Annotated in this window: 19 protein-coding genes, 1 tRNA gene and 1 pseudogene; 16 read left to right on the top strand and 5 right to left on the bottom strand. The window is 64.3% G+C overall.

Annotated elements, in window-relative coordinates:
* Nucleotides 1-39 precede the first annotated feature (39 nt).
* From radC to IHV84_RS07865, 9 genes and pseudogenes are all read left to right on the top strand, one after another.
* Nucleotides 40-534 (top strand): DNA repair protein RadC, encoded by a 495-nt coding sequence (gene radC / locus IHV84_RS07905; protein ID WP_133072753.1) that lies wholly within the window; start codon nt 40-42, stop codon nt 532-534.
* 218 nt (nt 535-752) lie between these two features.
* Nucleotides 753-1,229 carry a MerR family transcriptional regulator gene (locus IHV84_RS07900; RefSeq protein WP_141020238.1) on the top strand — a complete coding sequence of 159 codons (477 nt, stop codon included), beginning with the start codon at nt 753-755 and terminating at the stop codon, nt 1,227-1,229.
* Nucleotides 1,226-4,189 (top strand): N-6 DNA methylase, encoded by a 2,964-nt coding sequence (locus tag IHV84_RS07895; protein ID WP_198846448.1) that lies wholly within the window; start codon nt 1,226-1,228, stop codon nt 4,187-4,189. Before IHV84_RS07900 ends, IHV84_RS07895 begins: the two co-directional genes overlap by 4 nt.
* A gap of 62 nt (nt 4,190-4,251) precedes the next feature.
* A complete protein-coding gene (locus IHV84_RS07890) occupies nt 4,252-4,851 on the top strand; it encodes a hypothetical protein (RefSeq protein ID WP_347287434.1) in 600 nt (199 codons plus the stop codon).
* A 143-nt stretch (nt 4,852-4,994) separates the two neighbouring features.
* The gene (locus IHV84_RS07885) at nt 4,995-5,438 is read left to right on the top strand and encodes a TIGR03757 family integrating conjugative element protein (RefSeq protein ID WP_198846447.1); all 444 of its coding nucleotides are present in this window, start codon (nt 4,995-4,997) and stop codon (nt 5,436-5,438) included.
* Nucleotides 5,435-6,379, top strand: coding sequence for a TIGR03756 family integrating conjugative element protein (locus IHV84_RS07880; RefSeq protein ID WP_023109292.1), 945 nt, complete (start codon nt 5,435-5,437; stop codon nt 6,377-6,379). Before IHV84_RS07885 ends, IHV84_RS07880 begins: the two co-directional genes overlap by 4 nt.
* Nucleotides 6,380-6,389: 10 nt before the next feature.
* Nucleotides 6,390-7,795 (top strand): annotated as a pseudogene (locus IHV84_RS07875) (integrating conjugative element protein).
* Complete coding sequence (locus IHV84_RS07870) at nt 7,792-8,145, top strand: hypothetical protein (RefSeq protein WP_023109290.1); 354 nt, start codon at nt 7,792-7,794, stop codon at nt 8,143-8,145. The pseudogene IHV84_RS07875 and the gene IHV84_RS07870 overlap by 4 nt, the downstream one beginning before the upstream one ends.
* A 15-nt stretch (nt 8,146-8,160) precedes the next feature.
* A complete protein-coding gene (locus tag IHV84_RS07865; RefSeq protein ID WP_198846446.1) occupies nt 8,161-9,693 on the top strand; it encodes a conjugal transfer protein TraG N-terminal domain-containing protein in 1,533 nt (510 codons plus the stop codon).
* Between the two features lie 28 nt (nt 9,694-9,721).
* Here IHV84_RS07865 and IHV84_RS07860 read toward each other — a convergent pair whose 3' ends face one another.
* Nucleotides 9,722-10,090: a DUF3742 family protein gene (locus IHV84_RS07860; protein WP_031633433.1), complete on the bottom strand. Its 369-nt coding sequence runs from the start codon at nt 10,088-10,090 to the stop codon at nt 9,722-9,724.
* A 222-nt stretch (nt 10,091-10,312) separates the two neighbouring features.
* Between IHV84_RS07860 and IHV84_RS07855 the strand changes: the two genes are divergently transcribed.
* The 3 genes from IHV84_RS07855 (at nt 10,313) to mobH (ending at nt 14,019) form a co-directional block, all read left to right on the top strand.
* Nucleotides 10,313-11,071 carry a type IV toxin-antitoxin system AbiEi family antitoxin domain-containing protein gene (locus IHV84_RS07855; protein WP_198846445.1) on the top strand — a complete coding sequence of 253 codons (759 nt, stop codon included), beginning with the start codon at nt 10,313-10,315 and terminating at the stop codon, nt 11,069-11,071.
* The gene (locus IHV84_RS07850) at nt 11,064-11,984 is read left to right on the top strand and encodes a nucleotidyl transferase AbiEii/AbiGii toxin family protein (RefSeq protein WP_198846444.1); all 921 of its coding nucleotides are present in this window, start codon (nt 11,064-11,066) and stop codon (nt 11,982-11,984) included. Before IHV84_RS07855 ends, IHV84_RS07850 begins: the two co-directional genes overlap by 8 nt.
* Nucleotides 11,985-12,186: 202 nt before the next feature.
* Complete coding sequence (gene mobH, locus IHV84_RS07845; RefSeq protein WP_198846443.1) at nt 12,187-14,019, top strand: MobH family relaxase; 1,833 nt, start codon at nt 12,187-12,189, stop codon at nt 14,017-14,019.
* Between the two features lie 26 nt (nt 14,020-14,045).
* Here the strand turns inward: mobH and IHV84_RS07840 are convergent, their stop codons facing one another.
* Nucleotides 14,046-14,345 (bottom strand): helix-turn-helix domain-containing protein, encoded by a 300-nt coding sequence (locus IHV84_RS07840; protein ID WP_003282197.1) that lies wholly within the window; start codon nt 14,343-14,345, stop codon nt 14,046-14,048.
* A 106-nt stretch (nt 14,346-14,451) separates the two neighbouring features.
* Between IHV84_RS07840 and IHV84_RS07835 the strand changes: the two genes are divergently transcribed.
* The gene (locus IHV84_RS07835) at nt 14,452-15,078 is read left to right on the top strand and encodes a LysR substrate-binding domain-containing protein (protein ID WP_068636845.1); all 627 of its coding nucleotides are present in this window, start codon (nt 14,452-14,454) and stop codon (nt 15,076-15,078) included.
* Nucleotides 15,079-15,125: 47 nt separating this feature from the next.
* On the opposite strand, the gene IHV84_RS07830 is transcribed toward IHV84_RS07835, so the two are convergent.
* The 3 genes from IHV84_RS07830 to IHV84_RS07820 all read right to left on the bottom strand — a co-directional run bounded on the left by IHV84_RS07830 (nt 15,126) and on the right by IHV84_RS07820 (nt 18,848).
* Nucleotides 15,126-16,979: an integrase arm-type DNA-binding domain-containing protein gene (locus tag IHV84_RS07830; protein WP_198846442.1), complete on the bottom strand. Its 1,854-nt coding sequence runs from the start codon at nt 16,977-16,979 to the stop codon at nt 15,126-15,128.
* A gap of 238 nt (nt 16,980-17,217) precedes the next feature.
* Nucleotides 17,218-17,291, bottom strand: a tRNA-Gly gene (locus tag IHV84_RS07825).
* A gap of 66 nt (nt 17,292-17,357) precedes the next feature.
* Nucleotides 17,358-18,848, bottom strand: coding sequence for an NAD-dependent succinate-semialdehyde dehydrogenase (locus IHV84_RS07820; RefSeq protein ID WP_198846441.1), 1,491 nt, complete (start codon nt 18,846-18,848; stop codon nt 17,358-17,360).
* Nucleotides 18,849-19,217: 369 nt separating this feature from the next.
* Between IHV84_RS07820 and alaS the strand changes: the two genes are divergently transcribed.
* The 3 genes from alaS to IHV84_RS07805 all read left to right on the top strand — a co-directional run bounded on the left by alaS (nt 19,218) and on the right by IHV84_RS07805 (nt 23,356).
* Nucleotides 19,218-21,839 carry an alanine--tRNA ligase gene (gene alaS / locus IHV84_RS07815; protein ID WP_198846440.1) on the top strand — a complete coding sequence of 874 codons (2,622 nt, stop codon included), beginning with the start codon at nt 19,218-19,220 and terminating at the stop codon, nt 21,837-21,839.
* 161 nt (nt 21,840-22,000) lie between these two features.
* Entirely contained in the window at nt 22,001-22,765 is a 765-nt protein-coding gene (locus tag IHV84_RS07810; RefSeq protein WP_066696081.1) for a 2OG-Fe dioxygenase family protein, read from the top strand.
* A gap of 153 nt (nt 22,766-22,918) precedes the next feature.
* The gene (locus IHV84_RS07805) at nt 22,919-23,356 is read left to right on the top strand and encodes a universal stress protein (protein ID WP_066696042.1); all 438 of its coding nucleotides are present in this window, start codon (nt 22,919-22,921) and stop codon (nt 23,354-23,356) included.
* Nucleotides 23,357-23,488 lie beyond the last annotated feature (132 nt).

The following is a 23,488-nucleotide window of genomic DNA, read 5'->3' as shown; positions in this document are numbered from 1 at the left end:
GGGCAGGCGCCCTCCGATCTCATCCATTGGAGGTTCGCCATGTCTCTCGTCATCGCCGACTCCCGCCCGGAGTCGCTCACCCTGATCGCCGCCCAGCACGAAGACTGGATCATCCGGCAGGCCATCACCCTGCTGGAGAACCGCGTGTTCAAGGCCGGTCCAGCGCTGGGCAGTCCCGCCGCCGTGCGCGACTACCTGCGCCTGAAACTGGTCGCGGAGCCGAACGAAATCTTCGCCGTCGTGTTTCTCGACAACCAGCACCAGGTGCTCGCCTTTGAGCCGCTGTTCCAGGGCACGGTCGACCAGACTTCGGTGTATCCGAGGGTGGTGGTCCAGCGTGCGCTGGCGCTCAACGCCTCGGCGCTGATCCTGGCGCATCAGCACCCCTCGGGGACCACCGAGCCATCGGCCGCTGATCGTGCGATCACCGAGCGGCTGAAGAGCGCCCTAGCCACCGTCGATGTCCGGGTGCTGGACCACTTCATCGTCGGCAAGGGCAGCCCGTACTCGTTCGCCGAAGCCGGCTTGCTGTAGTCCGCAGGCGCCCCTTCCGGGGGCGCCTGCGTCTTGCCCCTATCCACACGAACTGCCATGGAAAGTTCCGGTTGCCACGTTCGCGATGCGCTCTGATGGTCGCGACTTCCGGAAGCTTGGAAGACTTGTGGGATAGGCGGCTGAACCGGCCTGTATCTGTTGAGAAGAACACCTTTACATGGCAGAATATGTAAATTTTCTAGTTGCCAACAACGCAAATGTCTGCCGTTACCGCCATCCAGTACACTCAGGATCAGATGCGCACGCTAACCGGCGTGTCCGTCGAAACGGTGCGGCATTGGCGCAAGACCGTGCCTTACTTGGCGTCCAAGACCGGGAAGGCCGCCCGTTTCACCTTCGCCGATCTCCTCGGCTTGGCCGTTACCAATGAGTTGGTCAGCTCGTTGGGAGTGCACATCGCCACCGTCAGCGTCGGCGTTGACGCGCTCTTTCGGTTGCTGGGCACGAGTAGCGCATTGGCGCTGAATGGGGCCGTGGCGTTCGTGACGCCCACTTCGGCGGCCCTGTGCGATATCGGCCCCGAGGGGATTGGGCCGGCGCCGACGCAACCGACTCTCGTCATCCCGCTCGATCCGTTGATCACGCGGCTTCAGCAGCACATGCTGCCGATCGTCCCGGCCCCGAGCCAGGCAGCGTTGCCGTTTCCGCCCGAAGCTATCCGGAGTAGGGCGTGAACACTGCCACGCTGGAACAGGTGCTCGCCGCAACCGGCTACCTGCCGGACGGGCGACCCGCGCCCGGCCTTCGGTTGGGGGCTGAGGCGCAGTCCTCGCGCCACGGCCGCGTTTTTGTTCCGGACGCATTGTGGCGCAGCGCGTCGTCGTTGACCGTCTACTTCAAGTTTGAGCAAAGCGCGCCTGCAGACGATCTGGTCAGCCAGTGGCGACGAGAGGTCTGGAACGAGGGGGTCGCGCCGTTGCTGTGGGTGATCTCGCCGCAGCGTATCGACCTGTACAACGGTTTCGGCACACCCGCGAAAGAAGGCGATGCCCAGAGACATTTGATTCGGCGTTTCGAGAACATCGAAGCTTCGCTTCATGAACTGGACGAGTTGGCCGGCCGACTGGCGATCGAGACGGGCCAATTCTGGGCCCAGGTGCCGGCCATCGATCGCAAGACCAGCGTCGATCAGAAGCTCCTGTCTGACCTTGGATGTCTCGAACGCGATTTGGTCGCAGGCAATCTCGCGCGCGATGCGGCGCAGGCCTTGATCGGGCGCGTGATCTTCACCCAGTACCTGATTGACCGCGAGATCGTCAGTGCGGCGCGGTTGAAGCGGGTATGCGGCCGCACGGCGTTGCCGGCGATCCTGCGAGACCGGCCAGCGACCAACAAGCTGTTCGCATGGCTGGCCCAGACCTTCAACGGCGACATGTTTCCGCCCTCGTCGGTGAAAACGACACCAGCCGCTCACCATTTGACGCGGGTTGCGGAGTTCCTGGAGGCTGTCGATCCTGAAAGCGGGCAGCTCAGTTTCTTCCCCTACCAGTTCGACGTGATTCCGGTCGAGCTCATCAGCTCGATCTACGAGCAGTTTGCGCACGCTGAGCCGCGGACGGATGGAAAGCGCACAGAAGCGTTGCGAAACGGCGTGCACTACACGCGACTGTCCGTCGTCTCGCTGATCCTCGATGAGGTCATGGATGGCCTATCGGGACGGGAGTCGGTGCTGGATTTGACGTGCGGCTCCGGTGTTTTCCTGGTCGAAGCGCTGCGGCGCTTGGTTCATCTTCGCTCGCAAGGTCAGCCGCCCACGAGGGAACTGATCCGCTCGACGCTCTACGGGCAAGTCTATGGCGTGGACATTAGCGAAGCCGTGATTCGCGTCGCTGCGTTTAGCCTGTACCTGGCAGCGCTTGAGCTGGACCCTGACCCGCAGCCACCGCAGTCCCTGAAGTTCCAGCCATTGATCGGCAGGACATTGCTCGTCGGTGACGCTCGTACGGTCGAACGTGATGGAGATGGCAAGGCCGTGCTGGCGACGCCGACAGGACTGAAGCAGTTCGACCTGATCGTAGGCAATCCCCCTTGGAGCTTTAAAGGGCAGACAGGAACCGAAGCGCGGCGCAAGACCAGGGTTGCGGGCATTCCCGCGCAGCCGCGCGGAGAAGGTCTCGACTTCGTATTGCGGGCGGCAGAGTTTTCGCATGGGAAGACGCGTTTCGGCGTCATTCTCAGTGCGACGCCATTCTTCAGCCGCAGCGGGACGGGCATGGCGGCGGCGCAGCATGTAATGAGCACCTTGGCCCCTGTCACCTTGGTCAACCTGTCCAACCTATGCAGTTGGCTCTTTGCGACCGCAACGATGCCAGCGGTGGTCCTCTTTGCACGTCATCGGCCGACTCAGCGGGCGGATCAGATCACGGTCGTTCAGATTCCGTGGACGCCGAGTGGCGCAAGGACTCATTCGTTCGAAGTGGCGCCGAGTGACGTCATCAAGTTGAGCCTGGGTGAGATCGAGAGGCAACCACTGAAATTGAAGGCTGCTGCCGTAGGTCGTCGCCGCGATCTTCTCTTGTTGGAGGAGCTGACATCGGTGCATCAAGGCCTGGGCGAGCGACTGGCATCACTCGGCACAAAATTCCGCGATGGATTGACTCAAGGCAGTCCTGCGAACCAGACGCGCGATGCGCGTGAAATGAAAGGCTTGGAACTGCTGCAGGCCAACGACATGCAGCACTTTTGCATTCCCGACGATCTTCTGACGTACAACCGCTCGAAAGCACAGTGGCCACGCTCTCGCGACACCTACCGAGCCCCCCTGTTGATCGTCAAAGAGATGGTGGTGGGTCACCCGCGGGCTCTGGTTGCTGTGGCCGATCGAGACCTTGTCTTCACGGACTCTTATTTCGCCGCGTCACTGCCTTCAGGTCACAAGCAAACGGCGCATCTGCTCGCAGCGATCCTGAGTTCCGCGCTGGCATCGTGGTTCTTCGGTTTGACGGCCTCCGAGTTCGGCATCTACAAGCGAAAGCTGCTGATGCGCGACGTCGCCTTCCTGCCGGTGCCCGACTTCACATCTGCCGTGAGGTCGCAGGCTGGCCAGCGCTTGTTGGTGTTGGAGAAGGCGCTGCGCGAACGTGAAGTCGAGGCAGAAGAGTGGAACGCATTGGATGAGGCAGTCTTCGACCTGTACGAGCTGAACGATGCTGACCGAGTTGTTATTCGAGACGGGCTTCTACGCGCCGGGTGGCAATGGGAAAGCGGTCGCGAGTCGTCCATTTTCCCTTCGGACAGCCGTACTGAGGTCGCGGCGTATGCCAAGACGTTCCTGTCCGTTATCGAGGGTTGGCTTTCCGTTCGCAATAAGCGGCACATGCGCGCCGAAGTGCTCGACTTGCCAAGCAGTTCGGCCTTGCGCGTCGTGCGCTTTGTCTTGGAAGAGGGACCGGGCAATGCGAGCGTGAGCGTTGTGGCACCACAAGGCGAATTGGGTGACGTACTGGCACGTATCGGCAGGCGCCTGAAAGTCAAGATCGCGACCGCGCTCAGTGCAGAGCGGGAATTGCGAGTACACGGACGCAACGAAGTCGTGATCATCAAGCCAGCAGCACGGCGCCACTGGATGGGCATAGCGGCATTGGAAGATGCCGACGCAGTGGTCGCGGAGAGCTTTTCAGGGGGCAAAGTTTGAGGATTCCCTATGAGACACCTCCCGCATTGGGCAGAGAGTTCATTGAACTGGGGCCTGAGGTCGTGGCGGTCATTCTGCTGACACTGGCCGCAGGTTGGCAGCGAGCATGCGCAGCCGAGGACGTGAATGCCAACGCTGGCGAGGTGCTCATGACGGAGCGCCTGCGCGATGGAATGCGTGGAGCGCTAAGAAACTCCCCATGGAAGCTGATCGTGCTGCCTGGAACTGAGTCGCGATCCAAAGCAAGCGTGGTGTTGCCGGACGGGCGCACCGATATTCCTCTGATGTTGATCGAAGTCTTCCTCCGCACGCAGGAGCATGACCCGCATGCAGTCATCGAATGCAAACGCATTGCCGGGTCGGACACCCACCTGTGCCGCGAGTACGTGGTCGAAGGCATGGATCGATTCGTCCGGGAGAAGTACGGAGAGAACCACGCAATCGGCTTCATGGTGGGCTATGTTCTCTCCGGCTCGCCTTCGGAATCCGCGGATGGCGTCAACGCTTACTTGAGACGAGTTTCGCGCTCAGACTGCCTCGCCCCGAGCGACATCAGTGACGGGACTTGGCAGAGCCTACATGCACGCTCCAAGCCGTCGATGCCGATTCGCTTACATCACGCGTTTCTTGGGTTCGCGGGCACCTCAGCGTCCCGCACCTGATCTCCGCCTCCGGCAGGAGGCAATCACAACGCTCACAACGGCATAGGGTATGAAACCGGCAGGGGCCGGATGCGGTTTCTTTGTCGCGCCACATCGGCACTTGAAGTCGACTGTGACCTTGATCGACTCCAAGGACGCCCGATATGCCGGTCCCCTTCTTCAAGGCTTCGCCCCGGCTGCCGACCATCAGCATTGCGCCCGGACTGTGGGCAGTGCTGTTCTTGTTCACCCAGACTGCAGCAGCCGATGTGCTCGTCGTCACCGACAGCCGTCATCCGGTGCAGGCCCCGGCCGGCGTGCAGGTCATCGAGCTGGACCAGGCCACGCGCATCGAGGTCGAACTCGCGGCGCACCTGCCGGCCGACCCCCAACAGGCCGCGGCCCGTGTGCGGCAGCGGTTGCATGACGGCGGCGAGGCCCTGCAGCGCCGCATCGGCCATGCCTACCAAGGTGTCGCGGATGCCTGGGGGCTGGGAATCGCCAAGATTCCCGCCGTGGTGGTCGATCGACGCTACGTGGTCTACGGCGAGCCCGACGTGCCCCGCGCCGTCGCGCGCATCAACGCCTACCGGAGCACGCAGCCATGAGCCTCCTGCTGGCATCCCGGCGCCTGCGCGCCACCGTCGCCTCGCTGCTGCTGTGCGCGGCCACGTCGACGTTCGCCCTGGACACCGCCACCATCGTCTCGTCGGCGTTGTCCCCCGACTGCCTCGAATACCGCGTGGTCGGAATCTGCTACTGGCTGTACTGCACGCCCTTCGGCTGCTCGGTTCGCACTTCCGTCAAGGTGCGCCACTACGTCCCCGATGCGGTGGTGTCGAGCTACTCGAACACCGGCGAAAACCCGTGGCTGGAAGTCAGGGCGATGAGCATGCCCAACCCGAGCGCCAAGGCTGGCGGTGACGGCACGACCAATCACGACAACGAGAACAACCTCGCCAAGTTCAAGAACGCCGATGTCATCGGCCATCCGGCCGGGATGGTGTTCAGCCAGTTCGCCAGCGCCTCCGGCTACACCTGCGAAGGCGCTGGCACGGCCTTCATGCCGTATCTGCTGAGCACGCTCGACACGATCGCCTGGCGCTACAACATCCCGGAAGCGTTCTACCCCGAAGCGCTCATCCCCGGCCGGCGCGAAATCGGTACGCGCACCGGCCTGAACCTCTGGGGCAACGTGTATCCCCGCGGCGGTTTCTTGCACCAGACCGACGACCACAAGAGCGGCGCCGTAGTCGCGCAGCGCGCCGGCGACATCGTGACGCGCCGCAACCAGATTCACGTGTATCAGCCCCTGCTGGCCAACGCCCGCGACGGCTACTGGCCGGCCGGCGCGCTGATGGAGACCGACGCCTCGACGGGCAAGTGGCAGGAGCTGACGCCCACGCTCTCGAACAGTTGCGTGGTCTTCCCGCACAGCCGCACCCGCGTGCAGGCCCAGCAGGGCGACTACGCCTGGGCCTTGTGGCGGCCGTACTCCTGCTGCCGGCGCCGTGGCCAGGTCTTCCTCGGCAGCGTCGATTTCATGTGAGGAACCCACGATGACCGCATCCCTCCCTGACTTCCTGCGCCGCGCGAAGTCGCCCCTGCGGGCCACGCTGCTCGTGGCGGCCATCACGCTGGTCGTGGGCTCGCCTGGGCGCAGACCCGAATCGATCCCAATGGCGTGAACGTCAGCGGTAGCGTGATCGGCGACGACGTGCTCTACAGCATTGGCGGCGGCCGGGCCGTGTCGATGGGTGGTGCCGGCAACATGCAGAGCATCGGCGTGGGGATCGGCTGGAACAGCAACCTGATCTGCGGCGACATGAGCATCACCACGACGCTGCAGAACCAGCTCAACGGCATTACCAACGGCTTCCAGACGATCATGAGCAACGTGATCCAGAACGCCACCAGCGCCGTGGCCTCGCTGCCGGCCCTGATCATCCAGCGCGCTGACCCGGGCCTGTACAACCTGCTCACCAACGGCATCCTGCAGGCGCGCCTGGATTTCGACCGCTCGAAGATGACCTGCCGGGCCATCGCCAATCGCATGGCGGACATGGCCGGCGGCCAGGCCGGCTGGGACCAGCTCGCCGAAGGGATGGCGCTGCGGGATGCGGTCAGCAGCACCGATGCCGTCTCCGCCATCGAGCAGGCCGAGTCCAACAAAGGAAACAACGGCGTGCCATGGGTCGGCGGCGGCAACGCGGGTGGCTCCGGCCAGAGTTCGATCAAGGTGGTCGGCGACGTGACGCGAGCGGGCTACAACCTGCTCAACGGGCGCAGCGTCACCGATACCTCGTCGATCGCGCGCAGCGCCTGCGGCAACCGCCTGACCTGCCAGACCTGGTCGTCGCCTGGCGCGGCCGCGGCCTTTGCGAACCGCGTGCTGGGCGAACGCGAGCAACGCACCTGCGAAAACTGCACGAAGACCCAGACCACGCCTGGCGTCGGGCTCACGCCAGTGATCCAGGAAGAGTACGAGACCAAGCTGCAGGTGCTGCAGGAGCTGGTGACGGGCGCCCGGCCGACGACGCCGGCCAATCTCGACGCAGCCGGCAGCAGCTCGCTGCCGATCACCCGCGGCGTGATCGAGGCCCTGCGGGACGAACCCGACCAGGACGTGCTGGGCAAGCGCCTGGCGTCGGAGGCGGCGCTGTCCAGCGTGCTGGAGAAAGCCCTGCTGCTGCAACGCACGTTGCTCACCGGCAAGAAGGAGCCGAACGTCGCCGCCAACGAACTGGCCGTGCGGGCGGTCGACCAGGAGAACAGCGCGCTGGAGCAGGAGATCAACAACCTCAAGACCGAGCTGGAGCTGCGCCGCACGCTGGCCGGCAACTCGGCGATGGCGATCATCCAGCGCCACAGCACCCGCGCTGCCGGCTCGCGCGGCGTCTTCGAGGGCGACACCACGCGCGACCGGCTGCGGGAAGTCCAGAAGCCGCGGAGCGGTACGCCATGAGCCGGCTGGTCTGGCTGCGGTTGCCATGGCTGTTCAATCGCCGCGTCGGCGTGGCGCTGCTGTGGACTTTGCTGGTGGTGGCCGCCGCAGTAGCAGTGAACATCGCCGGCATCCACCTGGTCGGCGGCGTCGAGGGCTGGCAGCACTGGCTGCAGGCGCATGCCGGCCACTTCTTCGTGTGGCGGCTGTGCCTCTACGGAGCGACGGCCTACGGCTGGTGGTGGATGCGCCGGCGCCTGCTGCGGCGGGAGCCGTCCCGCGAGACGCATCAGCGCCTGCTGCGCACGGAGATCGCGGCCGTGATCGCCGTGGTCGCGCTGGAAGCCAGCCAACTGTTGCGGCACGGCTGAGACCGGGAGGCAGGCATGACGCTCTACACCACGGACTACCTGGAGTATTACCTGACCCTGGTGGCTTGGGTGGTCAACAACGGCATCTGGAGCATCCTCGTGGCCAGCGGCGTGTTCGCGCTGCCGTTCGTGGCCATCGTGATCCAGGAATGGCTCAAGGCCCGCAGCGAAGGTGCGGACGAGGGCAACAAGGGCGTGCTGTCGTCGATGCGCATCGAGAACCGGGTGTGGGTGGCGATCGTGGTCATCCTGTTCGCCGGCATCCCGTTCATCCCGGTGGATCTCGCCACGATCAAGTTCGACACCACGCGGTCCGCGCAATGCCAGGTCAACGTCCCGCTGCCCAACGACACGGGCTGGTCCAACGTCTACACGGCGCTCAACGACCAGAGCGCGCTGGTGCCGGTGTGGTGGTTCTTCATGCACGCGCTGTCGAAAGCCGTGACGGGCGCCGCGGTGGCGGCGATTCCCTGCGGCACGGACCTGCGTCAGATTCGCATGGATGTCGATGCCACGCGCATCGACGATCCGGTTCTGGCACAGGAGGTCGCCGACTTCACGCACGACTGCTACGGGCCGTCGCGCGCCAAGCTGTTCATGAACCGGCCGACGCTCTCCGACGAGCAGATGAACGACGTCACCTGGATCGGGTCGAGTTACTTCCTCGACACGCCCGGCTTCTATGACACCTATCGCTCCAAGACCCCACGCACGGCCTGGCCCTACGACGCGACCCGCGATGCAGGGCTGGCACAGGTGGACAGCGGTGGCGGTTATCCGTCCTGCCGACAGTGGTGGGCCGATGGCGGCCAGGGACTGCGCAGCCGGCTGCTGGCACAGGTCGACCCGGATCTGCTGACCCGCATCGGGCGCTGGGCGGGCTTCCTGTCGCAGAGCGAGGTCAATGACTCGGTGATCCGCGCCGTGGTCTCACCGCGACAGCAGAAGATGAACCAGGGCGTCGTCTACACCGACTACGGCGGCCAGATCGACAAGACGCTGCCGAACGTCGTCACGCGCGGCGTGGGCGACCTGGGGCTGACCGTCGGCTCGCTGGCTTTCTTCCCCGCGATGGACGTGGTACGCCAGGCGCTGCCGATGGTGCTGACGATGCTCAAGATGGCGCTCGTCATCTGCATCCCGCTGGTGCTGCTGATCGGCACCTACGACCTGAAGACGGTGGTGACGGTGAGCTGCGTCCAGTTCGCGCTGTTCTTCGTGGACTTCTGGTTCCTGCTCGCGCGCTGGATCGACAGCACGATCCTGGACGCGCTCTACGGCTGGGGGTTTGGCGCGGACAGGCCGCACGCCAACTTCGACCCATTGATCGGCCTGAACAATGCGTTCGGTGACATGCTGCTGAACTTCGTCATGGCAACGATGTTCATCGTGTTGCCGACGTTCTGGGTCATGGCACTCGGATGGGCAGGAGTTCGCGCTGGAAACTTCCTAGGCGGTCTCATCACTGGCACGTCCGATGCGAAGTCGGCCGGAGGTAGTGGCTCTCGCCTTGCGATGACGGCCGTATCGAAAGGTGCGGCGAAGTAAGGAGCACTCTCTCGCGTTGATGCGACAGCTACGGCTCGTCGGGATCGCCCATGTCGATCCGCCAGTCATCTTTGTCGTACAGGCCGACGCCCGAGTGTCCGTCTCTGAGTTCCGGCTGCTTCTCGTCGTCCTCATCGGCATTCCGCGCGAGCCATGCGGCGACCACAGCAAAGGCCAGCAGCAGGACAAGCCAGGATACGGAGTACAGCAGCATACCAAGCACGGCGAGCTTCACGATCCAGAGCACCGCCGTCGCCGCGCCTGCGGGCACCCCGCGCGTCACCAGCCAGCCGGCGACACGCTGCTCGCGGCGCAGGTATCCACGCCAGGCACGGCCAGCCCCCCGGCCCAGCCGGTGGCTCCAGCGCCCGTTGTGCGTGTTGGTGGTCATGCTCATGTGCCTCGGTTTCAGTGGTGCCTCACCTCAAGAGCGGCCGGTTGGGGCTTGCCCTCCAGCATAGACCGCGATCAGGAGGCCGGGTTGCGGCTGGCAGAGCCGGGTTGGCTCGGGTCGCAGGGCGATTAGATTCTGCACTATAAATCAAACCTTATGCTACTTTCCATGCACGTTCCTGCGATAGCTCTAGGGGCTGATTGGATTCCGTGCTATTTTTACACCATGGATGGAAATTCTAGGCACCAGGTAATCAAGCGGCTGCAGGCGGGACTCCCCCGCGGGGCGCCGTTCGACCTTGCCACCCTGAGCCAGTTCGGGGTGTCGCCCCAGCTCGCCGCCCACTATGCCGACGGCGGGTGGCTCGTGCGCCTGGCCCATGGCGTCTATGCCTTCCCGAACGATGAGTTCGGGGTCTACGGTGCGCTGAAGTTCCTTCAACAGCGCGTGCCCGGCCTGCACGTCGGCGGCAAGAGCGCCCTGGCCCTGCAGGGGGTGCGGCACAACCTGGGCAGCCGGGAGGCGCTGGTGCTGTGGGGCGACGGTCGCTTCGCGTTGCCGGCCTGGTTCACCTCGCGCTTTCCGGCCCGCTACGTCCACGCCCGCCTGTTCGACTGGCCGGACACGGTGCTGGCCGGCAAGACCCTGACCACGCCGCCTGGCCTGCCCGAGGATCTGCGGGTGGCAGCCCCCGAGCGTGCCGTTCTGGAGCTGCTGTACGAAGCCGGCGTCAAGCAGAGCCTCGAAGAGGCCCGCAACCTCTTTGATGGACTGCGTTCCCCCCGCAAGGACTTGCTCGGACAACTGCTGTCCTGCTGCACCAGCGTGAAGGCCGTGCGCCTGTTCCTCACCTGGGCGCGCGAGACCAGCCTCGTGGATGTCGATGCCCTGCTGGAGCAGTACCCGGTTCGCACCGGCAGCAACACGCGCTGGATGAGCCGGCTCGATGACGGCACCTTGCTGAGCCTGAGACCTCATGGATAAGACCTACGCGGACACCGTTCGCCTGCTGCTGGCCGTCGCGCCCGACGTGTTCGCCAACGACATCTTCGCTATGAAGGGCGGCACGGCCATCAACCTCTTCGTGCGGGACATGCCGCGCCTGTCGGTGGACATCGACGTGGTGTACCTCCCGTGGCAGACGCCGCGCGACGAAGCGCTGCAAGCCATCAACCAGGAGCTGGCCGCCATCGCCACGCGCGTTGCACCACTGGGCGTGCAGACACGCCTGGTTCGCGCCAAGGACCTGGGGGACACCAAGCTGATCGTCGAGAACGACGCCAACCAGGTGAAGATCGAGGTCAACGTCGTGTTCCGAGGCAGCGTGCTGCCCGTGGAGCGGCGGCCGCTGAGTGCCAAGACCAGCGATCTGTTCGGCGTCGAGTTCGAGCTGCCGGTTCTGGCACCGGACGAGCTGTACGCCAGCAAGCTGGTGGCTGCGCTGGATCGGCAGCACCCCCGCGACCTGTTCGACGTGTGGCAGCTCTACGAATCGGGCGACATCAGCGACGGCATGGTCGAGTGCTTCGTGATCTATCTGGCGGGCCACAACCGGCCGCCCCACGAAGTGCTGTTCGGCAACGACAAGGACATCGCCGGCGAGTACGAGCGGGCCTTTGTCGGCATGACCGAAGTGGACTGCTCCCTGGAGACACTGCTCGAAGCTCGCGCCAGGGTGCGGCGCGAGCTGCCACAGCGACTGAGCACCGCTCACAAGCAGTTTCTGAGCGGGCTGGTGCGCGCAGAACCGGACTGGTCGCTGGTGCAATGCCAACACGCCGCTCAACTGCCGGCACTGCGCTGGAAGCTGAGCAATCTCGAAACCTTCCGCAAGCGCCGTCCCGACGACTTCGCAGCGCAATCCGCCGCCCTCGACACCGGCTTGGGCCAGAGCTGACGAACGTCCCGCAGCGCCCCACTTGCCGGGGTTGCCCCATGCCGCATTCATCGTGGCAGCCGCGAAGCAGCGGCCCTATACCCAAAGGCTTCCGACAAAGGCCAAAGGGCTGGGAAGGGGCAAAGGAAGGGCGCCAAGGGGAAAGGCCCTATCCTGAAAAGGCCAAAAGGCGCCCCGAGCAGCCCGTCATCCGGGGTTCGCCATGCTCTCGCTGTTCCAGCGCAAACGGGTGCCACCCACCGCCGGCACACCGCCCACCTCCGCCATCGAAACTCCGAAAGGGTTGACGCGGCCGGAGTCGGCCGCATCGCTGCTGGCCACGCCGCGCCGGCAGAAACTGCTGGAACACATCTGGCAGCGCACCTCGCTCTCGCGCCGGCAGTTCGCCACGCTCTACCTCGCCCCACTGGAGCGCTACGCCGAGCTGGTCCAGCAGTTCCCGGCCTCCGAGAACCACCACCACGCCTATCCGGGCGGCATGCTGGACCACGGCCTGGAGATCGTCGCCTATGCGCTGAAGCTGCGGCAGTCATACCTGCTGCCTGCGGGCGTCACGCCGGAGGCACAGGCGGCCCAGGCCGAAGCCTGGACCGCAGGCACGGCCTACGCGGCCCTGCTGCACGACATCGGCAAGATTGCGGTCGATCTGCACGTCGAGCATGCCGACGGCAGCGTCTGGCATCCCTGGCACGGCCCGCTGCGAAAGCCCTACCGCTTCCGTTACCGAAAGGAGCGCGAGTACCGCCTGCACAGCGCCGCCACCGGGCTGCTCTACGCGCGCCTTCTCGATCGGGACATCTTCGACTGGCTCAGCGGCTATCCCGACCTCTGGGCCGCGCTGCGGTACGTGCTGGCCGGCCAGTACGAGCACGCCGGCACGCTCGGCGAGCTGGTCGTGCAGGCCGACCAGGCATCGGTCGCCCAAGAACTCGGCGGCGATCCCAGCAAGGCGCTGGCGGCGCCCAAGCATGCGCTGCAACGCAAATTGCTCGACGGCTTGCGCTACCTGCTCAAGGAAGAATTCAAGTTGAACCAGGCCGGTCCGGCGGACGGTTGGCTGACCCAAGACGCTCTGTGGCTGGTGAGCAAGACCGTCTCCGACAAGCTGCGCGCACATCTGCTATCGCAAGGCATCGACGGCATTCCGGCGAGCAACACGGCGGTGTTCAACGTGCTGCAGGATCACGGCATCGTGCAGCCAACGCCGGATGGCAAGGCGATCTGGAAGGCTTCTGTCACCAGCGACGCCGGCTGGTCGCACGCCTTCACCTTCCTGAAACTCTCGCCGGCGATGATCTGGGATGCCGTCGACCGGCCGGCGCCGTTCGCAGGCCGTGTGCAGGTCGAGGAGGAACAGGCGGAGCCGCAGGCGCCGGCGGTGGCCGATGGGCCGCGCGCCGAAGGCATCGAAGCTGCATCCGCGAGCGCGGCGCCGATCGCATCCGCAGCCACGGACATCGGCGTGGCCGCGCTGCTCGACCTGCTGGGCGACACTGCTCCATCCACAGCGCCGGAGATCGCCGAGCCCGAGCCGGCCCCTTCGACCATGCCCCCGCCGCAGATGAGCCTCGCGCCTTCCCAGGATCGCGCGGAGCCCTCCGGGGCGCACTTCATGGCCTGGCTGCGTCAGAGCATCCAGACGCGCAAGCTCATCATCAACGACGCCAAGGCCCTGGTGCATACCGTCGCCGGTACGAGCTACCTCGTCAGCCCCGGCGTGTTCCAGCGCTACGCGCAGGAGTACCTTCAAGTCGCCGCGCTGGCCAAGCAGGAGAAGCTGGAGGGGTGGCAGTGGGTACAGAAGCGCTTCGAGAAGCTGGGACAGCACCGCAAGCAGCCGAGCGGGCTGAACATCTGGACCTGCGAAGTCACGGGGCCGCGCAAGTCGCGCCGGCTGCACGGCTATCTGCTCGCCAGCCCGGAGGCGCTGTTCCGGGAGACGCCGCCAGACAACCCATACCTGCGGCTCCTCAACGAGGCCGCAAAGCGCGAAGATTCAGCCCTTGGGGGCAAGGACAACGACGATCAGGGGTAGCCGTGCGGCCGCTGCGCAGGCCGGCTTCAATCCGCGGATGGGGCCGACTCTGCCAGCTTGGCTTCGGTCAGAGTCATCAAGTGGGCGGAACTGCATTTCAGCGCACGGGCAATCTTGAGGATGAGAGGGAGCGTGGGGACATGCTCGCCGCGCTCGATCTTGCCCATGTGAGACCGCTCGATGCCGGCCATGTGGGCCAGCGTTTCCTGAGCGATGCCCTGGTTGGTTCTCTCTTCCCGCACGGCAGCCCCAAACGCGATGGCTGGTTCCGCTTCGTAGGTAGTGGTGCCGGTGGGGCGGCCCCTTTGGATCGAACGCTTTGGCATTGCCAAGAGCGTCGAACACGGTCACGATTTAAACCACGTTAAACTTAACTCATTCAACGGCTTCGAGATCAGTTGCCACGAGTTCACCGCCTGGGGGGAGCTGGACGTGGAATCGAGTGACATCACCGCCGAAATTCGCATGGCCGTCCTCGGCGAATGGGTGCCTCCCCAGCTCGCCGACGTGCTCGCCCTGCAGCGTGCCGAAGAGCCGGAGACTCATGCCGTCCTGGCCGGCTGGACAGATCCCGGTCGAGGCGCGGAGATGCCGGACGACGGCTTCGACTTCGCCTTGTCTGCGGTTGCCCGGCAGTGGCCTGGCTGGGTATGCGAACCGCTGTGGCATGACACGCTGGCGGTCGCCGTGGCCAAGCGCTCCCACCTGCTGGCCCACCGTGAAGTGCCGTGCGGGGAAGTGCTCAAGCAGCCCTTGATCTGCTCGCAGTCCACGGCCGATGAACCATGGCGCATGACCGTGCAGCGCGTGTTCGAGAACGCGCTGCAGGAGCGGGAGCAAACGGTGGAGACATTCGATGTGGTGATGACGCTGGTTGCCGCCGGGTACGGGATCACCATTGCGCCCGCCGCGAGACTGGCGAGCTACCTACGCCGAGGCATCGCCATGCGGCCGCTGGCCGGCGCACCAACGATCGTGATGGCTTATCTGCTCCGTCGCGAGGCTTCCTTGTCGGACACCCAGGCAAGATTCGCCCGCCGCGCGCGCTTGGTGTCCTGACGGACGCGCGGGGATCGCGGTTTCGCCACGATCCCGCATTCCTGCTGCTAGGCGACCACGACTCGCGGCGGGGTCCATTCGCTTTCCTTCACGGCTGTGCTCACGGCCATGACGAGCTTGTCGAGATTGCCGGCCGTCACGCCCTCCAGTGCCGAATGCCCCCGCAGCATCGAGCGCGGCTGCAGCAGTGCATGGTAGATCTGCCAAGGGTCCGCACCCCTGGTCAGCTTGAGGACGGACTGGATCAGCTCGTGCTTGAGTGGGTCGAGGTGCCAGTCCGGCACGCGCTGGCCGCGGTTGCCCACGTTCAACGCCAGCAAGTTGCCCGCCTTGATCTCGTAGCTGATCCACCTGCGGGACTTGCCCGCCATCTTGGCAAACGCCGCGACGGGAAGGTTGTGCGGCGCTTCGAAGACATCGAACAGTTCCATCCTCTCGCGCTGAATGTCCGAAGGCACCAGCGGCGCGGCCGATCGAGGGGGCGGAACCGCCGGCAGCCGATGTGCGGCGGCAGAAACCAACGGCATGGCGTCACCCGGCTTCGTCACGAGCAGGATTGGCGAAGCGGCAACCGGCGTGGAGGGTGCGCTTGCGGTTTGCTCATTCGGGAACGCGGGCACGCCTTCCAGATGCACGGTGAGCGGCATGCTGGCCGCCTCGACCTGGTTCTGCTCGAAGAGGTCGAGCCGATCGGCCCAGTCCTGCATCATGCGGCGACGCTGCTCCACGTACTCGGCATGGTTGTAGGTCGCGCTGACCTTGTTGGGATCGACATGCGAGAGCTGTGCATCCACCCAGACTTTCGGGTAGCCGATCTCGTTGAGCGCAGTGGACATCGTGCCGCGGATGCCGTGTCCGGTCAGGCGTTCCTGATAGCCCATGCGCTTGAGGGCACCATTGAGCGTGTTCTCGCTGATGCGCTTCTTCAAGTCGCTGTCGTGCCGGAACAGGTAGCGCTGGGCCGGCTTGAACTCATCCAGCAGGTGCCGGACGATCTCCATGGCCTGAATCGACAAAGGCACGATGTAGGGCGGGATGTCCTTCGGCTGCTGCCGCTTCTTGCGCATATCCAACTGGAGTTGCTTCACGACGTCGGGCGGGATGATCCACAACCCACGGTCCAGATCGAATTGATCCGGCATCGCCTGTCGCAGCTCGCCGGTTCGCACGCCGGTCAGCAGCAACAGCCGCAGCCCGAGCTGGGTCTGCCGCCTGCCGCGATAGCTGCGCAGCCGCTGCAACAGCTTCGGCAGCTCGGCCATGCGCAGGAACGGGTTGTGGTTGACAGGTGGCAGCGGCAGCGCCACCACATCGAGATCGGAGGCCGGGTTCTGCTCCAGGCCCGGCACGATCACCAGCGCGTAACGGAACAGTTGGTTGAACCACGTCCTGACTTTCTCGGCGACGGAGAGCGCCTTGCGCTTCTCGATCTTGGCGATCACCTCCAAGAGGTCGGGACGCTTGATCTCATAGACCGACCGCTTGCCCAAGGCGGGCAGCACATCCTTGTCGAAGATGCGCGGAAGTATCGAGAGGGTCGTCTGCCGGCCTTCCTTGAGGCTGAGCCCGCGATGCTTGAGCCACTTGCGATACACCGCCTCGAAGGTGTTTTCGTCGGCGAGCCGGACAGCGGTGCGCTTCTGCTTGCGGTGAACGCGAGGATTGGTGCCTTTGGCCAGCAGGGCGCGCGCTTCGTCGCGCAGGCTGCGGGCCTCGCGAAGCGTCACCTCCGGGTAGGTGCCGAGCGACATCCGCTTCTGCTTGCCCGCCCAGTAGTAGCGGAAGTGCCAAGTCCTGCCCCCTGCAGCCGTGACGGCCAGGGAGAGGCCATCCAAGTCAGGGAGGGTGTATGCCTTGCCAGTTGCCTTGGCCTGTCGAACGGCCAGGTCTGAGAGTGCCATGCTCTTGCTCCTGAACATGAGTCAGGAACCAGATGCTGGTCACGTCGACCTCGCCCCTCCATCAACAATCCGGAATCAGCCGCGCCCACAAAAATGGACTTGTTTGTGGACTTAAAAGTCCCGGCTGTAGATGGATCGCAGTGGACTACGGCAGACCGTCAAAGAGAGGAAAAGTCTTTGTGCGGCAACGACTTGCAGACTCTCTTGGACTTCTGCGGAAGTCCGCAGAATGATGCAGTGGAGCGGGTGAAGGGAATCGAACCCTCGTATGAAGCTTGGGAAGCTGCCGTTCTACCATTGAACTACACCCGCACAGCCGCGCATTATAGGCATGTCCTGCGCGCTTTAAGGGGCGCTGGCGCGCCCTGCGCGGGGTGGTCACTTCTGAATGTCGCCAAGGCACAGGTACTTGATTTCCACGTAGTCATCCATGCCGTAGTGTGATCCTTCGCGGCCCAGGCCGGACTGCTTCACGCCGCCGAAGGGCACATGTTCGGTGGCCAGAATGCCCACGTTGATGCCCACCATGCCGTATTCCAGCGCTTCGCCCACGCGGAAGATGCGGCCCACGTCGCGGCTGTAGAAGTAGCTGGCCAGTCCAAACTCGGTGGCATTGGCGGCATCAATGGCCTCTTGCTCGGTCTTGAATTTGAAGACAGGGGCGAAGGGGCCAAAGGTTTCTTCGCGGGCGCACAGCATGTCGGGCGTGGCGTTGGCCACCACGGTGGGCTCGAAGAACTGGCCTGAGCCCAGGGTCTTCAGGCGCTGGCCGCCGGCCACCACTTGAGCGCCCTTGGCCAGGGCGTCGTCCAGGTGGCGCTGCACCTTTTTCAGCGCGGCTTCCTCGATCAGCGGGCCCTGGTTCACGCCGTCTTCAAAGCCGTTGCCCACCTTCGCAGTCTTCACCTTGGCGGCAAACTTGGCCACGAACTCGTCGTACACGCCTTCCTGCACATAAAAGCGGTTGCTGCACACGCAGGTCTGGCCCGCGTTGCGGTACTTGCTGGCAAAAGCACCTTCCACGGCGCTGTCCACATCGGCATCGTCGAACACGATGAACGGCGCGTTGCCGCCCAGCTCCAGCGACATCTTCTTGACGGTGGGGGCCGACTGCGCCATCAGGATGCGGCCCACCTCGGTGCTGCCGGTGAAGCTGATGTGGCGCACCACGTCGCTTGCGCACAGCACCTTGCCAATGGCGATGGAGTTGGCGCTGTCGGCCGTGAGGATGTTGAGCACACCTGCAGGAATGCCCGCGCGCATGGCCAACTCGCCTGCGGCCAGGGCGGTGAGGGGCGTGAGTTCAGCAGGCTTGATGACCACGGGGCAGCCGGCGGCCAGGGCCGGCGCAACCTTGCGGGTGATCATGGCCAGCGGGAAGTTCCATGGCGTGATGGCGGCGCACACGCCAATCGGCTGCTTGAGCACCAGCAGGCGGCGGTTGTTGTCGAACTGGGGCAGCGTCTCGCCGTTGACCCGCTTGGCTTCTTCGGCAAACCACTCGACAAAGCTGGCGCCGTAGGCCACTTCGCCCTTGGCTTCAGGGAAGGGCTTGCCTTGCTCGGCGGTCATGATGCGGGCCAGGTCGTCCTGGTGGGCCATCAGCAGGTCGAACCATTTGCGCAGGATGACACTGCGTTCTTTGGCCGTCTTGGTCTTCCAGGGGGCCCAGGCGGCGTTGGCGGCGGCGATGGCGGCTTCGGCGTCTGCCGGGCCGAGGTTGGCCACGTCGGCCAGCTTCAGACCGGTGGCCGGGTCGTTCACGTCAAAGCGGTTGCTGCCGTCCAGCCACTGGCCGTTGACCAGGGCAGCGGTCTTGAGCAAGCTGGGGTCTTTCAACAGGGCGAGGGGAGTGCTTTGGATGTCCATGTTTGCCTCGTATCGTTGTCTGATGTTTTGCGGCTGAAAACCGGGAGCGTAGCACCGCGAACGCCTTTGTGCTGCACGACAAGTTCTTCTGAATATGCTGTGGCTCAGGGCTTGCCATGCGCGGTATCCGCTTGGCCAGGCTGCAAGCACCAGCAATGCGCCCGGTGTACCCACGGTACCCGTGCGCCGGTGGTCGGCCTGCCCCCGCATGGCTGCATGCTGGACTTTGAGAACTTCTACAGGCAGGTGGAGGTGAGGCACTGCGGCGGTGCGCCGCCAGAATCCGCTTGAAACCCCCTAAAATGCCCAGTTCGCCTGCTTTTTGCAGTGCAATCCTGCCGCAGCATTCTTGTTCGTGAAGAAGAGCCCATGACCCCCACATTCACCGTTGCCGATATCCGCAAGACCTTCCTGGATTTCTTTGCCTCCAAGGGCCACACCATCGTGGCGTCGTCGTCGCTGGTGCCGGGCAACGACCCCACGCTGATGTTCACCAATTCGGGCATGGTGCAGTTCAAGGACGTGTTCCTGGGAACCGACAAGCGCTCCTACAACCGCGCTGTGTCGGTGCAAGCCTGCCTGCGTGCGGGCGGCAAGCACAACGACCTGGAAAACGTGGGCTACACCGCGCGCCACCACACCTTCTTTGAAATGCTGGGCAACTGGTCGTTTGGCGACTATTTCAAGCGCGAATCGCTGAAGTGGGCCTGGGAACTGCTGACCGAGGTCTACAAGCTGCCGCCCGAGCGCCTGCTGGCCACGGTATACCAGGAAGACGATGAGGCCTACGACATCTGGACCAAGGAAATCGGCCTGCCGCCCGAGCGCGTGATCCGCATTGGCGACAACAAGGGTGGCCGCTACAAGTCCGACAACTTCTGGATGATGGCGGACACCGGCCCTTGCGGCCCTTGCTCTGAAATCTTCTACGACCATGGCCCCGAGATTCCTGGCGGCCCTCCGGGCAGCCCTGAAGAAGACGGCGACCGCTTCATCGAGATCTGGAACAACGTGTTCATGCAGTTCGACATGAAGGAAGACGGCTCTGTGGTGCCGCTGCCTGCGCCCTGCGTGGACACCGGCATGGGCCTGGAGCGCCTGGCTGCCATCTTGCAGCATGTGCACAGCAACTACGAAATCGACATCTTCGACCAACTCATCAAGGCCGCAGGCCGCGAGACCGGCGTGACCGACCTGGACAACAAGAGCCTGCGCGTGATTGCTGACCACATCCGCGCTACCGCCTTCCTGGTGAGCGACGGCGTGATCCCCAGCAACGAAGGCCGCGGCTACGTGCAGCGCCGCATCGTGCGCCGCGCCATCCGCCACGGCTACAAGCTGGGCAAGAAGACACCGTTCTTCCACAAGCTGGTGGCCGACCTGGTGCGCCTGATGGGCGACGCCTATCCCGCTATCCGCGAGCAAGAGCAGCGCATCACCGACGTGCTCAAGACTGAGGAAGAGCGCTTCTTTGAAACGCTGGCCAACGGCATGGAAATTCTGGACGCTGCGCTGGACGGCGGTGCCAAGGTGCTGCCCGGCGAAGTGGCCTTCAAGCTGCACGACACCTATGGCTTCCCGCTCGATTTGACCAACGACGTGTGCCGCGAGCGCGACGTGGAAGTGGACGAGGCTGGCTTCAAGACGGCCATGGAAAAGCAGAAGGCCCAGGCCCGCGCTGCTGGCAAGTTCAAGATGGACAAGGCGCTGGAATACACCGGTGCAGCCAACCAGTTCACCGGCTATGAGCATCTTGCAGAAACTGCAAAAATCGTAGCAATCTACGTAGACGGGACAAGCGCTGCAGCCCTGAAGGCTGGTCAAAACGGCGTGGTGGTGCTGGACACGACTCCGTTCTACGCAGAAAGCGGCGGCCAGGTGGGCGACGAAGGCGTGATCACCAGCGGCTCGGCACGTTTTGCGGTGCGCGACACCCTCAAGATCAAGGCCGATGTGTTCGGCCACCACGGCACGCTGGAAGAAGGCACCCTGAACGTGGGCGACACCGTGCAGGCCCAGGTCAACACGGCCGTGCGTGCTGCCACCATGCGCAACCACTCGGTCACGCACATCATGCACAAGGCTCTGCGCGAAGTGCTGGGCAGCCATGTGCAGCAAAAGGGCAGCCTGGTGAATGCCGACCGCACCCGCTTTGACTTTGCCCACAACGCTCCCCTCACCGACGCCGAGATCCGCGAGATTGAACGCCGCGTGAACGAAGAAATTCTGGCCAACACCGCCACCGATGCGCGTGTGATGGACATTGAATCCGCCCAGAAGACCGGCGCCATGATGCTGTTTGGCGAAAAGTACGGCGAGACCGTGCGCGTGCTCGACATCGGTACCAGCCGCGAGCTGTGTGGCGGCACGCACGTGCAGCGCACGGGCGATATCGGCCTGTTCAAGGTGGTGGCCGAAGGCGGCGTGGCCGCTGGTGTGCGCCGTATTGAGGCCGTGACGGGTGCCAACGCGCTGGCCTACCTGCAAAGCCTGGAAGACACCGTGAACCAGGCTGCTGGCGCGCTCAAGTCCCCCGTGGCCGAGCTGAATGCCCGCATCGCCCAGGCTCTGGAAAACGCCCGCGCGCTCGAAAAAGAAGTGGCCGCCCTCAAGGGCAAGCTGGCTTCTGCCCAGGGCGACGAGTTGCTGACCCAGGCTGTGGACGTGAAGGGCCTGAAGGTGCTGGCTGCGGCACTGCCTGGCGCGGACGCCAAGACCCTGCGCGACACCATGGACAAGCTCAAGGACAAGCTCAAGACCGCCGCCATCGTGCTGGCCGCGGTGGACGGTGACAAGGTGCAACTGGCTGCTGGGGTGACGGCTGACAGCGTGGGCAAGGTCAAGGCTGGTGAGCTGGTGAACTTTGTGGCCCAGCAAGTGGGCGGCAAGGGCGGCGGCAAGCCCGACATGGCCATGGCAGGCGGTACAGATGCCAGCAAGGTTCCTGCCGCGCTGGCATCGGTGCAAGCCTGGGTGGCAGAGCGCGTGTAACCACGGCGTTTGCCCCTGGCACGGCGCTGAGCCGTGTTCCTCAACAAAGCCGCTTCCCCGCACGGGCAAGCGGCTTTTTTGTTGATCTGCCTTGTGCCGGGTGTGGCTTGCGCTGCAGCTCGCCCTGGCAGGCCCGCGCTGCGGTTAAGCTCGGCAGCTCTATGAGCCAAATCACTTTTTCACCGCCTTTTGTTCGTCCTTCCCAGGTGTCTGAGCAACTGCGCAGTGCCGGTTACGCGGTGCTGGCCCCCGCCGATGTGGCCGCCTGGGCTGGATGCGACTTGCAAGCCTTGATGGCGCTGAATGCCGACTGGAGTGGCTTGCCGCCCGATGAATTCCTGAAAGACGGCGGGCGCTACCGGCGCAGGCGCCACTCGTGCTTTGTGGTGACGGGCGCGGAGGTGCAACAGGTGCCGCATCGACCCCACTGGCAGCCGGTGGAGTACAACGCCTTGCACGGCGGCATGCAGCGCTTGTTTGCCCCCATGCAGGATGCGACAGTGACAACCCCCGTGTGGAACCAGCTGCTGCGCTCTTTGGCGGGTGTGTCTGGTGAAGTCTTTGCCCATGCCGCAGGTGCTGAGCCCTGGTACCTGGAAGCGCACCAGTTCCGCATCGACACCAGGGACGGCATTGGCCGCCCGACGCCGGAAGGCGCGCACCGCGATGGTGTGGATCTGGTGGCTGTGTTCCTGGTGGGGCGCCACGCCGTCAAAGGCGGTGAAACCCGTGTTTTTGAGGCCGACGGCCCCAGCGGCGTGCGATTTACCCTGACCGAGCCCTGGTCCTTGCTGCTGCTGGATGACGCGCGCATGATCCACGAAACCACGCCAATCCAGCCTGTGGCCGAAGGTGGTTACCGCGACACACTGGTCGTCACCTGCCGGCGCGGCAACTTTCAGGGCGCTGATGTGCTGGGGGCGTGAGCCTCTGGTTTATAAACACCCGAGCCTGATCAGAACGCCACGCAATGAACCGCCCAGATTTGATGCGAATCAAGTCGCTGAAGGCGGTGCGGGGTCACACTCTGGCTTGTATTCGGGCCACCGCCTGATTTCCACTACCTAAGGAGCAACACCATGTTCAAGCACATTCTGGTTCCCATCGACGGTTCCGAAACCTCCATGCTCGCCGTATCCAAGGCGACTGCCCTGGCCAAGACTTTCGGCAGCGTCGTAACGGCACTGTACGTGGTGGACCCTTATCCCTTTACCGGCGTGGGCGCTGATTTTGCCTACGGCCAATCGCAGTACCTGAGCGCCGCTACGGCCGAAGCCAACACTGCCCTGGACGCAGCGCGCAAGGCCATGACCGAAGCGGGCGTTTCCGTGACCACCGTGGTGGGCGAAGGCCACGCAGTGCACGACGGCATCGTGCGCGCACTGGAAAGCACTGGCGCTGACCTGATCGTGATGGGCTCCCATGGCCGCCGTGGCCTCGAAAAGCTCGTGCTGGGCAGCGTCACACAACGCGTGCTGGGCCTGGTGCATGTGCCTGTGCTGGTGGTGCGCGACTGACCCGTCAAATCACTTCTTGCAGAGCATGCACCACCACGTGCGCAGCATGTTCTGGAAAACAAAATGGCTCCAATCTGGCTAGCCGTTCCGTTAAGGGGTTGCTAAGACCCTGCTGATTGTTACAGAATGGGC

Source organism: Acidovorax sp. IB03 (genome assembly GCF_016406015.1).
Classification (GTDB): Bacteria; Pseudomonadota; Gammaproteobacteria; order Burkholderiales; family Burkholderiaceae_C; genus Acidovorax; species Acidovorax temperans.
The sequence above is the reverse complement of the archived record's forward strand: the minus strand, read 5'-3'. Positions and strand labels throughout refer to the sequence as shown.